10 protein-coding genes are annotated in these 16916 nt (G+C 36.9%); 2 read left to right on the forward strand and 8 right to left on the reverse strand.

Annotation, left to right across the window (positions count from 1 at the left end; all coding sequences use genetic code 11):
- Nucleotides 1-197 precede the first annotated feature (197 nt).
- Nucleotides 198-1751, forward strand: coding sequence for a sulfatase family protein (locus V8G56_RS00430; protein WP_395436461.1), 1554 nt, complete (start codon nucleotides 198-200; stop codon nucleotides 1749-1751).
- A gap of 121 nt (nucleotides 1752-1872) precedes the next feature.
- A complete protein-coding gene (locus V8G56_RS00435; RefSeq protein ID WP_395436463.1) occupies nucleotides 1873-5835 on the forward strand; it encodes a hybrid sensor histidine kinase/response regulator transcription factor in 3963 nt (1320 codons plus the stop codon).
- Between the two features lie 32 nt (nucleotides 5836-5867).
- Here V8G56_RS00435 and V8G56_RS00440 read toward each other — a convergent pair whose 3' ends face one another.
- The 8 genes from V8G56_RS00440 to V8G56_RS00475 form a co-directional block, all read right to left on the reverse strand.
- The gene (locus V8G56_RS00440; protein WP_395436464.1) at nucleotides 5868-7673 is read right to left on the reverse strand and encodes an alpha-1,3-galactosidase-related protein; all 1806 of its coding nucleotides are present in this window, start codon (nucleotides 7671-7673) and stop codon (nucleotides 5868-5870) included.
- A 256-nt stretch (nucleotides 7674-7929) separates the two neighbouring features.
- Nucleotides 7930-9333 carry a sialate O-acetylesterase gene (locus V8G56_RS00445; protein ID WP_395436465.1) on the reverse strand — a complete coding sequence of 468 codons (1404 nt, stop codon included), beginning with the start codon at nucleotides 9331-9333 and terminating at the stop codon, nucleotides 7930-7932.
- Nucleotides 9334-9368: 35 nt separating this feature from the next.
- Entirely contained in the window at nucleotides 9369-10907 is a 1539-nt protein-coding gene (locus tag V8G56_RS00450; RefSeq protein WP_395436466.1) for a hypothetical protein, read from the reverse strand.
- Between the two features lie 32 nt (nucleotides 10908-10939).
- A complete protein-coding gene (locus V8G56_RS00455) occupies nucleotides 10940-11329 on the reverse strand; it encodes a hypothetical protein (RefSeq protein ID WP_395436467.1) in 390 nt (129 codons plus the stop codon).
- Between the two features lie 56 nt (nucleotides 11330-11385).
- Nucleotides 11386-11778: a sulfatase family protein gene (locus V8G56_RS00460; protein WP_395436468.1), complete on the reverse strand. Its 393-nt coding sequence runs from the start codon at nucleotides 11776-11778 to the stop codon at nucleotides 11386-11388.
- A 46-nt stretch (nucleotides 11779-11824) separates the two neighbouring features.
- Nucleotides 11825-13306: a sulfatase-like hydrolase/transferase gene (locus V8G56_RS00465; protein WP_395436469.1), complete on the reverse strand. Its 1482-nt coding sequence runs from the start codon at nucleotides 13304-13306 to the stop codon at nucleotides 11825-11827.
- A gap of 134 nt (nucleotides 13307-13440) precedes the next feature.
- Nucleotides 13441-15498: a hypothetical protein gene (locus tag V8G56_RS00470; RefSeq protein ID WP_395436470.1), complete on the reverse strand. Its 2058-nt coding sequence runs from the start codon at nucleotides 15496-15498 to the stop codon at nucleotides 13441-13443.
- Between the two features lie 36 nt (nucleotides 15499-15534).
- Nucleotides 15535-16869: a sulfatase gene (locus V8G56_RS00475; protein WP_395436471.1), complete on the reverse strand. Its 1335-nt coding sequence runs from the start codon at nucleotides 16867-16869 to the stop codon at nucleotides 15535-15537.
- Nucleotides 16870-16916 lie beyond the last annotated feature (47 nt).

Consider the following 16916-nt stretch of genomic DNA (forward strand, 5'->3'; position numbering starts at 1 on the left):
AATTAAATGATTGCTTCACTAGTCAATAATCAAATTTATAAATCATTTTATAATTAGGTGTTTTGTTTTGTAACAAGATGATAACGTTACGTAACATCCGCATGATTTTTGAATAAATACTTGTTTTCTGTCTTATTAATTTTAATAGTTTTGTTTAGAAATCTTAAGTCTAAAACTTGTGGTTAAATGAAACTAAAATGAGAAAAAGCATAATCCTTTTCATCACCTTAATGACACTCTCTTGTAATTCTTCACATAAAAAAGATGTTGCAGAGCCCTCAACCAATTCAATAAAACCGAACATTGTAGTCATATATCTCGATGATCTTGGTTATGGTGATTTAAGTTCATATGGAGCAACAGGGCTTCAAACACCAAATATATTTGCTTTAGCTAAAGATGGTATCAAGTTCACGAATGCCTATGCATCTTCCGCTACATGTACACCAAGTAGATATGCTTTACTTACAGGAGTATACCCTTGGCGCAATAAAAAGGCAAAAATATTACCAGGAACAGCTCCATTATTAATAAGTACAGAACAACAAACATTACCTAAATTTTTAAAAAAGCAAGGCTATCAAACAGGAATTGTCGGTAAATGGCATTTAGGCTTAGGAACAGGAATTGTTAACTGGAATGAGAGGGTTTCTCCAGGACCAAATGAAGTAGGTTTTGAAGAATCTTATATTCTAGCCGCCACTCAAGATAGAGTACCCACAGTCTATATTGAAAACGGTAATGTTGTGGGATTAGATAAGAATGACCCCATACAAGTTAGTTATGAAGAAAATTTTGATGGTGAACCTACAGCTATATCCAATCCTGAAATGTTAAGCATGAAATGGCATCATGGTCACAATAACAGTATTGTAAACGGCATCCCAAGAATTGGTTATATGAAAGGTGGAGAATCTGCAAAATGGAGCGATATTGATATGGCCGATCATTTTTTACAAAAGGCTCAAACTTACGTGAAATCTCATAAAGAAAAACCATTCTTTTTGTATTATGCTATGCAACAACCTCATGTTCCAAGAACGCCACATCCAAGATTTTCGGGCAGATCTGGTTTGGGACCAAGAGGTGATGTGATCCTGGAAGCAGACTGGTGCATTGGTGAATTTATAAAGACATTAGAAACTGAAGGTTTATTGGAAAATACACTTATAATTTTTTCAAGTGATAATGGTCCTGTTTTAAACGATGGTTATTATGATGATGCGGTTGAAAAATTAGGTGATCACGATCCAAAAGGAGGATTAAGAGGAGGTAAATACAGCATTTTCGAAGCCGGAACCAGGGTTCCGTTTATAACATATTGGAAAGGCAAAATAGAGCCAGGGGTTTCTGATGCTATTGTATGTCAAATGGATTTATTAGCTTCACTATCAACATTAATAGGTGCTGAAGACACATCAACAGACAGCAAAAATATCCTAAATGCCTTACTTGGAACATCACAAAAAGGTAGAGATCATTTAATTATAGAAGCTACTGGAAAAACCGCTTTAAGAAGTGGAGATTGGTTATATATTCCTGCATATGACGGAAAAAATTTTAGAGAAGAAGTTGGAATTGAAGTTGGAAACTTTCCTTTTGAGCAACTGTATAATTTAATGGAAGATAAAGGACAGACAAATAATTTGGCAAATTCTAATTTAGAAAAGCTAGCTGAAATGAACACTCTTTTTATAGAATTAAGAGGCAAAGATTACAATAAAGGGGTAAAAGAAGTAATATTTCAATAATCTAATTATAAAGGATTTAATATCATTTTCAAAAAGTAACAGATTAAGACTTTCGTGTAATTACAATTAATTTTCAATGAAAAATAATTATCTTTTCGAGTAGAAATTTAAAATCAACCTTATGATGGGTTTTGTCAAACCAGAAAAACTGTTAATATGTCTATTTTTTTTGCTTATAGGCATCATCATTTTAAACCCATTATACGCTCAGGAACTATATTTTAAAAATTTAACAGTTGAGGATGGTTTATCACAAGATGATGTAAACTCTATTGTACAGGATAGTTATGGTTTTATCTGGATTGGCACCTATGATGGTCTTAATCGTTTGGATGGAAGAAATTTAGAAACTTTTCGTAGAGAAACGGGAAACCCTGCAAGTCTTCCGGATAATCGTGTGAGTGCACTTATCGAGGACCAAAACAAAAGATTGTGGATAGGAACTGAGGCCGGACTTTTCTCTTATTATTCGCTTTTAAAAGAACAATTCATTCGGGTAAAATCCCCAGAAAATGTTGGCATCATATTTAATTTTCTTCATACAAGCGATCATAGCCTATATGCTTTAACCTCAACAGGGGTCCTTAAATTGAATGAAACTGCTGAACCCAGATTTGAATATATTCCTAATTTGAGTAATACTCACATCAGAGATGGTATTCAGTTACCTGAAGGCGATATCTTTTTTGCTGGAAATAGTGGGATCTTCTATTTAAATGATAACAATCTGGTAAAACTACTAAATCCTGAAAAGCTCACCTTTACAAGTTTGATATATACAAATAAGTCAATCCTTGCAGGAGGAAACACAGGGCTTTTCACCATAGATTCCGTTGACGGAATTAAAAAACTTCAGAATTCACAGATGCCTGAAGCATCCATAATGTCCATGACTAAAGATCAAACAGGAAACATCTGGATAGGAACACAAAATCATGGGCTCCTTCAATTAGATAGTTCTTTGAAATATGCCAATCAAATTACAAGTTCTAGAACCAACCCCAGAGGTTTACTAAGTAACACAATTCTAAAATTATATCATGACAGATTTAATAATCTTTGGGTAGGAAACAGACACGGACTTTGCTATACAAACCTTCATAATTCAGGATTTAATGCCATTGATTTACAAAGTCTCAATCGCCCTAATGTTAGGTCCATGTCAGTAGAGGGTTCAAATCTTATTCTTGGGATAAGTAATGAAGGGCTCTTCAACTATGACCTAAAAAGTGATCGTCTTGAGAAAATAAAGGGTCTAAATATCGATTACGTCAATCAAATCGCAAAAATTGATAAGACTTTATACGTGTGTTCTAATAGAGGTCTTCAGGTACTCAAAGGGGATAATAATCTTGAACAAGTTCTTAATAATCCAAACCATCCAACAAATATCAAGTGTATTGAGAAAGATCATTATGGACGTCTTTTTATTGGTACTCCTGAAGGGATGCTCGTAAAGGAAAATAATGAAGTAAAGTGGCTCCGGGAAGCTTTTCCTTCACTTCAAAATTTTAGTCAGTACCACATATTTAGGATGTTGTTTGACCCTAATTTTAATCAATTATTAATTGGCACCATTTCCAAAGGGTTAATAGTGCTAAATATTGAGGATAATGGGCATGTGACACGACTTGATAAGGAGGTTCTAATGGGCGTAAAAGGTAACCCTGTAACTAATACCTCTGTTTGGTGTTTCCACCAGGGAAAAGACAATACCACATGGATTGGTTCTGACGTTGGTCTTTTCAAAAGAAAGGGTAACTCAGATTTCTTTGAACAAGTTGAGGTAGAAGGAGTCATTGACAAAAAGATTATGAGTATCATCGAAGATTCACATAATAAACTTTGGCTTTCCAGTACACATGGTCTGATTCATTATAATCCAAATACAAAGAAGGTTAAAACCTATACGTATGATGATGGTCTGTTATCCAGTAGCATGACCGAAGCATCTGGATATTACGGAAAGCAACTGTTCTTTGGCACAACCAATGGTGTAAATTATGTTAATCCACTTGAAATTTCTCCAAATCCCTACCACCCTCAATTGTTGTTATCAAATCTCAAGGTAAACAACGAATTAGTAAAGCCTGATGTCAAATTATTTGGATCGGTTATTTTAAACGAAAACATCAATTCAACAGAGCGGTTATCCTTAAACCATTTACAAAATAATGTGTCTTTGGATTTTAGTGGGACCAATTATGCGAACAATTCGAGAAATAATTTCAGATATCGACTTGAAGGTTATGACAATGAGTGGGTTTACACTTCCACCAATTCCTTCATATCGTATTCTAAACTTGATCCAGGAAATTATACTTTACACGTTCAGATAGAGGATAATGAGGGTAATTGGACCAAAAAAAGCATTAGACTCCCAATATCTATTATTCCATCCCCCTGGAAAACCAAGCTTGCCTATGCGATTTATGCCATCATTATTTGCCTAATGATCTCAGGGTTCATTTACTTCTGGTTCCACAAAGAGAGACTTGACCATCAGATTGAACTGGATCAAATAAAGATTAACCAGGACAAAGAACTCAGAGACAAACAACTGAGGTTTTTGGTTGATGTTGGTCATGAATTTAAAACACCTCTTTCATTAATACTTGCACCATTTAATGATTTAATGAATCGAACCTTAAGCACGGAACAAAAAAAGATGTGCATGGAAATAGTGTCGCGTAATATCCATCGGATGAATTTTTTGGTGAATCAATTATTGGACTTTGGTAAAATATCCGAAGGAGAGAAACTTGTTAAGGTAACAAAAAAAGACCTCCGTCAAGCTATAATAGATTATACTAAAGCATTTCAATGGCAGGTACTACATGAAGAAATAGATCTGCGGCTAAATCTTGATAAATGTGAAGGATACTTTGACCGTAATGTATTAGAAAAGGGATTTTATAACATATTGTCAAATGCATTTAAATATACCCCTTCAGGCGGTGTTATTGACATCTCTCTAAAAGTTGAAAAATTAAAAGATTTTGAGTATGCAATCATAACAGTAAGTGACAGTGGACCAGGCGTGCCTGACTCCCAAAAGGAACTTATTTTTGAACGTTTTTATCATGGAAAAGATAGGGCGTCGTCAGGGATAGGATTGCATCTTGCACAAAGCCTTATCCAGGCCCACGGTGGAAGTATCTCTGTAGAAGATAGTGAGTTGGGCGGCACCAAGTTTAAGATTAGGTTACCTATATCAAGTAATTATTATGATGATAAAGCAATAGATGAAAACATTGAAGAAGTTTTTGATACTGGAAAATATGAAGATAGTGTGTTTGATGATGAAGCCATTGAAAAAGGGGAGACCATACTCATCGTAGAAGATGACCATGATCTCAGAAATTACCTAAAGATGAGTCTTCAAAATGATTATTCTATTTTGGAAGCAAGTAATGGCGAACAAGGTTTGTTCCTCGCAGAGGAAAATCTTCCAGATATGGTCATCAGTGATATTATGATGCCATTAATGGATGGCATTGAAATGTGTCAAAAACTAAAATCAAATAAGGACACATCGCATATCCCTTTAATTTTTCTGACCGCAAAAACTGATGTTGAATATCAGAAAAAAGGTCTTGAAGCAGGGGCTTGGGATTTTATAAACAAACCTTTTGACTCAGAAGCTTTACATAGAAAAGTGGATAATATCCTTGAGACAAGAAACAAATTCAAAACCTATTTAATGGACCAGAATATTAATTTGGATATTAAATCTCATTACACATCCTATGATCAAAAGCTCATCAAAAACATAAATCAGATCATTGAGAGCAATTTTAACAATCCTAATTTTACGGTAAATGATCTTGCATCAAAAGTTGGCCTTAGCAGGATGCATTTACACCGTAAATTGAAAACACTGGTTGGAGAAACTGGAAGAAGCATCATCACCAGCGTAAAAATAAAATATTCCGTTGACATGTTTGATAATGGATGTGACCGTGTACAAGAAGCAATGGATGCTGTGGGAATTACCAACTATGGCAAATTCAATAATAACTTCAAGAAGATCATGAATGTTACTGCGACAGAATACATAGCTAATTTAAAGCAAAAAAAGTAATTCTATTTAGAGGGTTTTAATCAACCCAACCCTTAATTAAAATCTTTGTTGTTTTTTACGAATAAAGTTAATTTGCTTTGTTCATCGGTCTTGATAGCTGTTTCACAATCACCTTCATAACTGTTGCCCTGGATCACCGTATTTTGGCAATTGGTCAATTCGATAAGTGGTGTGCCAGGATAAAGCTCTGGTACCCCATAGGTTTTAATAATCTTATTGTTTTTGATTGTTAAGCCATCTACCCTGTCTGCATTTACAATCCTGTTGCCAAAGGTACGGATCGTATTGTTTACAAAACTAATATTACGGTCGTATGTAATCGACTGATCAAACGCGCTACCTAACCTAGGCGTGATATTGAGAACAGAATGCTCTGATCCGCTGTAGGCAGAGTATTCGAAGGTATTGTTTTGAATCAAGACATCATTTACTGCGCCGGACTCAAACCAGAAGAAAGTCTCGCCTCTGAAAAATATTGATGACATCATGGACGAAAAATAATTATCTTCAATTACTGTTTTTAAAGGTGTTTTAAGCACAACATTCCTGGCCCTATGGTTCCTGATGGTAGAACCTCGCATAGTAAATTCAGGATTCCATGTCTTGTTTTCTAAAATATCACCAGACTTTAGCCCTGCTGGAAGTTGAGAATCAAAACTAATTTCAATAAACTCATCGTTTATGAATTTTACTTTACTAATTACAGCCGTTTCACTTCGCTGTGGGGATGGTTGTATGATAAACCAGACTTCATCCCCTGGAGCTGCAAATTCAAATCCTCGCTGTTCAAAATGCATTAACTTAGTCCGTAGGGTACTATTATCAATCACCTCATCCACTTCTACATAGGTTCCATGAACGTTGGTCCCATCGTCCAGCATATTCTCAAACCTACAGTTTTCAATTAGTATGGATCCTTTACAATTACAAAAATGGGTAGCGTCTGCAGTGGTCGATATGACGCGGTTTGTACCTACCCGAAGATAAATACCAGAATTGATCAATCTAATATTTTCAGAGCGTTCAAAAAGAAAACCCATACCTAAGGCATGATGGATAACAATTCCATCAAGATATATGTTTGAAGATGTTTTAAAATCAAATGCAGGGGCATAACGATCATGCTCTCTATCTCCTTTAGAGCTCAGCAAAGAACCAATTGGAGGATAATGCTTAAGGCGTTCATGAAATCTTAAATTGGCATTTGGTAATTTTTCCACCCATCGAGGTTTACTATCTATATCCCAAGCCCCGTGTACCGGTCGCTTTTCTGTCGCATCAAATGCCAATGTACTACCCGGATAGCTGTAACTAAAACCGTCAATATTGGGAAATTCCAGTTGACCATTTCTTATCTCCCAGGAAAACCCATCCTTTAAAGGTTTGATATCTCGCCATCCCTCTTCTTCATTGACTGCAACAACTTCACCAAGAAAAGTAAAAGGAATATCCCAATCAATTACAAGATCACTTACTTTAATACTTTCACAATCTTCGAAAAGAAAAGGCATTGCCTGCCCATGAAAAATAAATTCCGAACCATTTCCCTCTATAGATACTGATCGAAATTTATTGAAGTTAAAAATAATTCGCTTATACCCATTTCCGTGATTCGTGATTTCCAGATATTTTCCAAGCGCATAGTCGGGCAGGAATCTGTAAACTCCTTTCTCGAATACCAGTTGAATATCCTTTGTGTCGACATCATCAAGTATTTTAATAATTATCGGCGTCATGTCTCCATCAACTGGTTTTATAATTATTGGATCAGACGTTTTGGCCATACCCAAAGTAGCTGACACCGCTATTATTGCCAAAATCATAGTTATCTTTTTCATCTTAATCTGTTTATTTTTCTTAATTAGAACATTAATTATCACTGTTTTTCTTCTTAATTACAGAATTACCTTGATCATTTTTCTCAATATGGATTTACAGTTAAGTAAATTTACGAGTTTAGAACTTCACGGAAGTATGGCTTATGTAACCATTCCTGCCGTTTTTGTAACATCAACGATTTTTTTGAAGTAATAACTCTTGTACACAATACGCTTTTAATTGTCTTATTGCTCTTTTTCCAGATTTAAAAAACGTTTATCGCTCCCAATTGTCAGTTCTGAACGGAGAAGCGGGAAGCCCTTGAGTGTTAAATAAAGTTCCGGTAGGGCAATTCTTAAATCCATAACGAACAGCTTTTGGTTGTTTAACTTGTTTTGAAAAAACGATAACCGATCCATCATCGTTTATTTCAGCTATTGCCGGATAAAAGACCCTATCTGTTCCAGCTACTTCAAAACCAGTTAATGGATTACCAAAACTAGACAAACCTTTGTCACTATAATCAAAGTACAATATGACTCTCCCACCTTTAGCCTTTATCATTTTTTTATACAATGGCCCTGAATAACTAATACCGCTCATATCATAGCTTTTGGCGAGTGACCAATATGCGAGGCGTTCGCCAACCTGCTGCTTGTCTGGAGGGTGTATAGCTTCGCAGTCCCCTATGTCTATAATAACCACCATTCCTGTATTTGTCACTTTTTGCATAGTTTTTAACTGTGATTCTCTGAGAAATGCTCCGTCAGGTATTTTCGCGTCTTTTCCAAATGGTGCTATCTGCACAAAGTAGAAAGGTAAATCGCCTTGACCCCATTGGTTTCGCCATTGACTGATCATGGCAGGAAACAAGTCGGTATATTCTTTTGCATTTTGCCTGTTTCCTTCTCCTTGGTACCAAATAAACCCTTTGATTGTGAACCCCTGGAGTGGATGTATCATTCCATTGTAGAGAAAAATTGGTGAACGTTGGGGTTTTTCTGCTGGAATTTCTTTCTCAATTTCAATATTCTTAAATTTTGATATCGTTTTCTCATCCATCCATGCTTCAACTTTGGAAGATCCCCATGCTACACTAATCAATCCAATAGGTACATTCAATGAATCATTGAGGGTTTTTCCAAAAAAATAGGCCACTGCACTAAAATCTTTTACTGTTTGTTGTTCTGTAACAGCCCATTTGCCAGAAACATCATTCAAGGGAACAAGACTTGCCTTTCTATCTACATTAAATAACCTTATTTTATTGTTACTAGCATTTGCAATTGCTTCATCGCTTCCATTAACTGGTTGATTACGAAATCCTTTTAATGGCATCTCCATATTTGATTGTCCAGAACAAATCCAAACTTCGCCAATTAATACATTTTTTAAAACAATCTTTTCGCTTCCTTGAATAGTGAGTGTATATGGCCCCCCTGCTTCAGGTGTTGCTAATTTTACATGCCACTTACCTTCTTTATCTGTATTGGTTGCAACTCTCTCGTTCCAACTACCGGTAATAACAACCGCACTATTGGGTACATCTTTCCCCCAAACGGAAGTCATTGATTTTTGTTGTAGTACCATATTGTCCCCAAAAAAAGAAGGAAGTTGTAATTGTGAAAAGGATATTGTTGTGCACAATATCATGACAAATGCTAAAATTATTCTATACATAATAATAATGTTAAAAATGACACAAATTTCTTGTCTTACTTCCTTATAATTTTTTCAACTACTAATTCATCTAATTTTATAAAATATAAGTCGGAACTTAACTGCGAAACATCAATAGATTGTATACCTTCCTTATTAGAAATTTCCAAAATCTTTATTCCATTGATGTTAAACACTTGTACTTTACTTAGTGTTTTTGAAAACTTGATTATGTTTTCTGTGATGGATGGATAAGAAATTCTATTTTGCTTTACAATTATAAGATCTTCTGTTGATAAGGGTTCAATGGTCAAATTGATATATTTTACGGTATCACAAATGGAGTCATCATAAATATCTGCAAAATAGGCAGATTCTGTATACAAAATTCCAGAATTGGACAGATAACTGTCGGTGGCTGTGATGTCGAGGATCTCCGTGCCACAATCTGTAATCTCTATCAAAGGCTGTCCGTTTTCAATCTGATATGGATTGTTCTGTACAATATTATTGGCACCGCAAATATTGCTAGCATCGCTGGTTACTAAAAACCCTCTTGCAAAAGAGTTTCTGAGGGTAGAGTTTATAACCTTTCCACAGTCTGCATTGAAAAATGCCACACAATCATCACCTGGAGAGTCAATATAACAATTTTCAACAATCATGTTAGTTGACACAGCGTCTAAAGGTTGGTTCATTTGTGGCCCTCCAGAAGGGGTAGACAAACATGGCATTTGTCCATTAATGGGAGCACCACGATCAATTCTGCAGCCTCGAATAGTAAGATTTGAAAAACCTCCACGGGCAAGCCCTCTGGAACTTCCAGTCCATTTTATGTTCTCGAAAACAACGTCGCTTCCACCGGCAAACCAATATATTTCGCCTTCATGTTTCGATTTTACACCAACGAGGTCTCCAACATTATAGTTCGATAACACTGTTGTTGCATTGTTCAAGAAAAACTTCCAGGTCTGTCCACTAATTAATTCAGGGTATAAATAGGTACTGTTTCTATATCCCCAGGCTACTTGGTCATTATTTGTTTGTATCACTTGAGGGTCTGTGGTACTATTCGTGTATTTTCTAAAATATCTCCCTTGAGCAAATGTGTCATTGTATAATTCCAAAGGGGTCGGAAACCCGTTTTGGATTTCTAGCACAAGTTCCCCAGCCGCCCTGCTTACAACGATCCCTTGCGTAACCGTATAACCAGATCTGGCCATGTGCATATCTTGGAACGTGATCCTATAAACACCTTTTCCATAAATCATATCTTCTCTGGTTTCGGTAAAAATAAGTTTGGTTAAATCCATTCCAGCACCTTTAAAAATGAGTCTTCCGTTAGGTCCTGGCTCAAAACCAGAGGCAAGGTTTATGCCGTGATTTCCATTGCCTCCAATATTATAAGTTCCTGCATCTATGGTTACTGTAATGATATCATTTGGATTGCCTATAAAATGTGTTTTGGCATCCGATATGGTATTGGCTATGCCTGCTTGTGTAACACCATAAGTGGCGTTTAAGTTCCAGATAATCTCTGCAGCATATACCTGACTATTTAAAAATAAAACTATTGTAATAAAAACTTTTTTCATTTTAGCGATAATAACCTTAGTAAATTAACCTATCACTTGTTTTTTTTGCCTTTTAATTTACTCTTTGCATCTCTTAAGGCAAGTCGCTGCGCCTTTGATAAAATTTCACCGTATATTTTCTGATTATATTCTTTATTTATTGCCTTTTGGGCTTCTTTACGTTTTTCTTCATTTGTTTCAGACTTTTTTAAATCTTTAACAGCTTGCATTCGCTGAATCATTAATTCTCCAATATTTATTTTTTGATTTTCTGAGAGCGCTATAGTCTTATCTTCAGAAATTATTTGCGTATTTATCTCTTCAACCAATGTGTTTGCACGTTCTTTCATTTTGTTGTTTTGAGCAAACAAATTGGTGCCTAAAAAAACAAATACTAACAATGTTTTAAATCGTATCATTTGATTCATTTTTAATAATTTCATAGTTTTTATTTTTAAATAAATTGTTTATACGTGGAATATTTGCTTTATTCAAACGGTTAATAAAAGAGTTTCTTATGCAACTGAGCCAGGGGAACTTCATCTATTAACAATTCTCTGTCTAACAATTTACCATTCGAATCCTGACCTGTTCTTGCCTGATATCTTCCGGTCATCAGTCCAACACGTGAGGGGCCGCAGATGGGTGCTGACCCATGCCCATCGGTAAAGTCTATGCCATTAGCAGCCAGCTTATCAATATTTGGTGTTTCTATCAGCTTACCTCCATAACATGAAGGTTGCGCGTAGCCCATATCATCGAGATAAAAAATGATGATGTTCGGTTTTCGCTGATTATTCCCACTGTAAGAAAAGGATGTGGATAAGCCAATAAATAGAAGCAGCACCGTACTAATAATACCTCTATGTGTCATTGTGTTAATTGATTGCATAATCGTATGATTTATTAGAGTCGCTTTAAAAATGGCTAAGCACGTTTTATTCTTCAGTCCCTTCAATTTTTAGCAGTGGTGCCGGCAGACCTTTGGTTAATTCCTCATAGAGTTTTGATAGCTCTGTATGTTTTGACTTTAATTTCTCACCAAGATTTACAGATTCTCCTAATTCATGTTGAATATCATAAAGACCGCCCCCTTCTGGCTCTTGATCTGCCAGTTTCTTGTTTTTACCGCCATAATAAACCCATTTGTAATCACCGTGTCGGATGGACCAGGTGTTTCTATCTGCTCTTCTAAAAAACAAAGATTCATGTGGTCGTCCTCTTTTTTCTCCCGTTAAATAAGGAATCAGGTTCACCCCATCAATCACCCTATCACTTGGAATTTGCTCCCCAGCCAGTTCAACCGTAGTTGAAAAAATATCCATCGAGGATACAATCATATCGTTATTGACACCAGGTTTGATTACCCCCGGCCAGCTCATCACATAGGGCACTCTTACACCACCATCATATACGCTTCCTTTTCCACTTCTTAAAGGAAGATTAACACCACCCAAATCATTCGGTCTATCAAGTGCAGCCCCATTATCGCTCAGATAAAATATAAGGGTGTTTTCTCTTAAATTATTTTTTTCCAGCGTTTCCAAGATTTTCCCGACACCATCATCGGCAGCCAGCAACATGGAAATATAGCACAGCCTAATCACCTCCTCATCAAGGCCCTCTCCCATAAATTTCCCAAAACTATAATTGTCGCCCTTCCATTTTTTTGTCTCTTTTTTCATCCGTTCATAAACAGATGTCCATTCAGGCCGTTCGGTTACCACGCGTTCCAGCAATTGGCGAGTGGTTAAAAAAGGAGAGTGCGGAGCATTGTAAGCAAGGTACACAAAGAAGGGTTTGTCGCTGTTTTTCTCAATAAAAGTCATCGCTTCGTCTGTATAAGCATCGGTGATATACCGACCGTTTTCCCCTGGTGATTTAGTTCCATCTACCCAGCACGGAGGGTCTGCTACGATGCGCATAAAATAATCCTTATACTTCTCTTGATCGCCATAGTAATAATCAAAACCCCTGTCCAATGGTGTTGTGCCTGACGTTTTACCCAAATGCCATTTACCGAAAGCGCCTGTTGCGTAGCCCTGTGATGCGATTGCTCTGGGTATAATTATCTCAGTAGAGTCGACATATCTGTCGTTATCTTCCACGCCGAACCTGCTGGCACTTCTTCCGGTAAGCAACGATGCCCGTGAAGGACCACATGTTGAAAAGGCTACATACCCATTATTGAAAATAAGACCTGATTGGGCCAGTTTGTCCAGATTAGGAGTTAGTACCTGTGTTGAAGCATGAAAGTTTTGAAACCCCACATCAGCATACCCCTGATCATCAGTTATGATTACAATCACATTTGGCTTTTTCTTTATAGTTTGGCCTTGCAAACTATCGATAAAGGAAATGTTCGTTACAATGAGCAATAGGATGCCTATATACTGGATTGTTAATTTATTTTTCTTCATATTTAATGATCTTTATTATTACCTAAAAATTAAACGACTTCTTGTATCAACAATCAACATAGTAAACCACCGACTTAAACACTCTTATCAACTACCCATAACAGAACTTCACAAAACATTCTGATCACATGCCATTACTTTTTCAACAGAAATAGTGCATCCAATGAGGGAACAGTCACACTTGCATTATTATGAATAAGTTCTCCGCTATGATGTTTGGCATCTGCCTTTAATCGAGCAAATTTCATTTTCTTTTCAAATGCATTATCCAAGTCGATGCTAATTGACTCGAATGAAGGATTTACCAAAACCACACCCTTTTCAAATTCCCTGACAATAACACAAGGAGTATTGTAGACTTGCAGGTTTCGTATGGCAATTTTACCCTGTTCCTCAACCTCAAAAATCATTCTTAGGTCCGTTTCACCTACATTTCTGAAGTAAAACATTTGGGGCGTGTAACCACTGGTACCTATAAATCCAGCCAGTTCATTGTACAGTTTTTGGCTATTCATAGGTTCTATAGGATATTCAGGTAGACCTTCCATCCTGACATTTATTTTTCTTGGCACCAGACTTCCTTCTATAAGATCAACAAAACCGTCAATCGCTTTTGCTTCAAAAAATATCAGCAAATCTCCGGAATCAACTTTAAATTCCGGACCCTTAACTTGCATTTTCCCTCTCCTATTTTTGTCTGAGCCTTCGAGGATCAATGCATTGTCTTCCACCGCGTAGTGCATATTTTCAAGTTCAAATCGTTTAATCAGATCCGTACCAAATTTCAACCCTTCCCCATTAAGAACATCTCTTTTATCACCCAACACATAGCGCATCGGACCCACCGGCAAGCCTAACCAATTCGCTTGATTCAGACTTCCTCCAAACATTTCAGGTATGGTTAAGTCCGGACCTGGCGAGTAAGCCACTCCCAGACAACTGGCCATCCCTAGGCCCATTCTCCTGAGCTGTTCTGCAATTTTTTCATCGGCAGGGTTTCTGAGCTTTGACGTCACATAACTAAACTTGTACGCCGCGGTATTATGCATGTTCCAGTATGTGTGCTGGTTGATGGTACTGGATATTTGTCTGAATCCGTCATTCCATCTGCAAAGCCCTTCCGATTCCATGCCGTTCAAAATTCCGACAGCTCTTTGCATATCGTCTTTCCATCCATCCGCCGTAATAATAAATTCGGGACCAAAGACATTTCGGATTTTTTGAAGGAATTCAATATCACCTTCCCTCCAGATATTCCTGCCTTCTATGAATCCATTATCAATTTGTCCATCATTATTACAATCCCATTTTGAATGTTTTACTTCGAAATAGTTGACATCGAATCCAATCCCATCAAAATTTTCCAATACACCGCCTTTACTAAACCACCCTTTCATCTCGCCAATAAAAACATCGGCAGCAGAATGACCATTTTGATCCAGTGGACAAGTAGAGGATAAATTATAATAATACATCAGATTTCCACCCCATATATCACCCGCAATTGGGGCAATGTACGTGTCCTCCTGATCATAATCTCTTGCGTTGGAGCCATATTGACCTCTTTTCACTTCAATTTCATTGCTTTTATAATCAACATTAATGATTGTGGCATATTCAAATTCATTCCAGATTCGGTTTCCACTTTCATCCAGTTTGACTAATAAAATATCATGAGGTTTAAAATCGACACCAATATCCTGCCCGTGAACCGTATAGGCTTTCATTGAAAATCGCTTTACATCTTTTACACGAATTTTATTCTGATTTTTTTTGATTGCCTGTACTGGGGAAGTCCCCACTTCATAAACCCAGTGTCCCGGGAAATACAGATTAAAAGTTGCCTCATCATTGACTGATCTGGCTTCACCGTTCAAGTGAACAAGCATCAACTTCTCAGGGTGTTTGGTAGCAAATTCATTTGCCCATTGGGCCGCAACCGGAGGCATGCTTATTTCCTCATTCAGATACTTCTTTGTGATCCCATTAAATTGAATATGTCCTTTTTCCCAATTAGCATAGGTAGATTTCAGCAGCAGTCTGTCATTTCGAAAGGAAAGTGTTTTGGGATACCCGGCATCAAATACTTGTTTTCCAATGAGGGATTTTGTAGCGATGGAATCTTGCGCTATGGCAATTTCCAAATTCAGTAAAGTGGAAAAAAAAGTTAAGAAAACAATAAACCCTTTCATTTTTAATTTATAATATTTTACAGATCAGAACATTTATCAGTCATAAACCGGAACCGCTCGCTTTTCCCATTTTTTAAGCTTTCTTTTCAATTTCTTTTCAATCGAAAGATCTTTTCCTATTAGATTATTATTTTCAGAAACATCCTGAACCACATTGAACAATTCATATTTACCGCTTCTATATTTAATAAGCTTCCAGTTACCGGACATTATAGCTGCATACTGGTCCTCATAACTTCTGTAAAAATACAGGTCCCGGGATCTCAGCTTTTCCCCTTTCATTTCGGGTAAGAGGCTTATGCCTTGGATCTCCTGATACTTGTAAGTTTTATTGGAGGCTATTTCTGCGAGTGTCGGGAAAACATCTATGGTTTGAATGGGGGTATCCGAAACCGACCCAGGTGTTGTTACACCAGGATAATAAACCAAAAACGGGACTCTGGAACCTCCTTCTCCCAGCGTATTTCCACCGATTTTACCTCCAGATAAGGGAGCATTGCTAAAGAATCCTCCCTGATCGGAGATTACAAATACTACTGTATTTTTATCAATTCCTTTACCCTTCAAAGCCTCTCTGACCCTACCAACCGATTCATCCATGCTGGTAACCATTGCCGCGTATATCGCCTCCTTTTCATTATAGCCTTTTTTCAGGTACTTCTCAACCAGGTCTTTTCTGCCAACATGCGGTGAATGCACGTTATAGTACCAAAGCGACATCATAAATGGCTCTTCCCGATCGTATCCGGCAATAAAATTTACGGCTTTGTCCGTCAATACATCGGTAAGGTATTCGTCGGTATAATCTTCCAGTAAATTATCCTTAAAAAAGTCTGGATAGTAACTTTTTGGATGACCCCAATTACCCGTCCCGTACATCTCATCAAAGCCCTGATAAATAGGATAATAAGGTTCATGACCCAAATGCCATTTCCCGATAAACATATTGAAGTACCCCTGTTCTTTTAAAACCTCCGCATAGGTTACTTCTTCCAGTGGAAGCCAATTTATGGAAGGCATATTGGCAGGATCATTTTTCCAGTAATTATATTTCTTATCACTAGTCCCATCACGGTTTTCCGGTTCGATATGGCGGGGCATTTCCAAACGAATTGCTTCTTTTCCTGTCAGAAGGCTGGCTCTGCTTGGACTGCATGTAGGGGTGGGTATATAAGCCCTCGTAAACTCCATTCCATCAATTTTCAATTGGTCAATATTGGGAGTGTAAAATTTATCATTTCTGAAACCGACATCTGACCAGCCCCAATCATCAACAAATAGCAATACAATATTAGGACTTGACTGTCCCATTAGCCTGGGCATCAAAAGTATATTAAAAAGTATGATAAGGATTACAATATTATTCTTCATCTCAATTTCATAAAATTACTAAAAAGCTATGCTAAGTCAAATAAATA

It is taken from the genome of Gaetbulibacter aquiaggeris, from assembly GCF_044003965.1.
Classification (GTDB): domain Bacteria; phylum Bacteroidota; class Bacteroidia; order Flavobacteriales; family Flavobacteriaceae; genus Yeosuana; species Yeosuana aquiaggeris.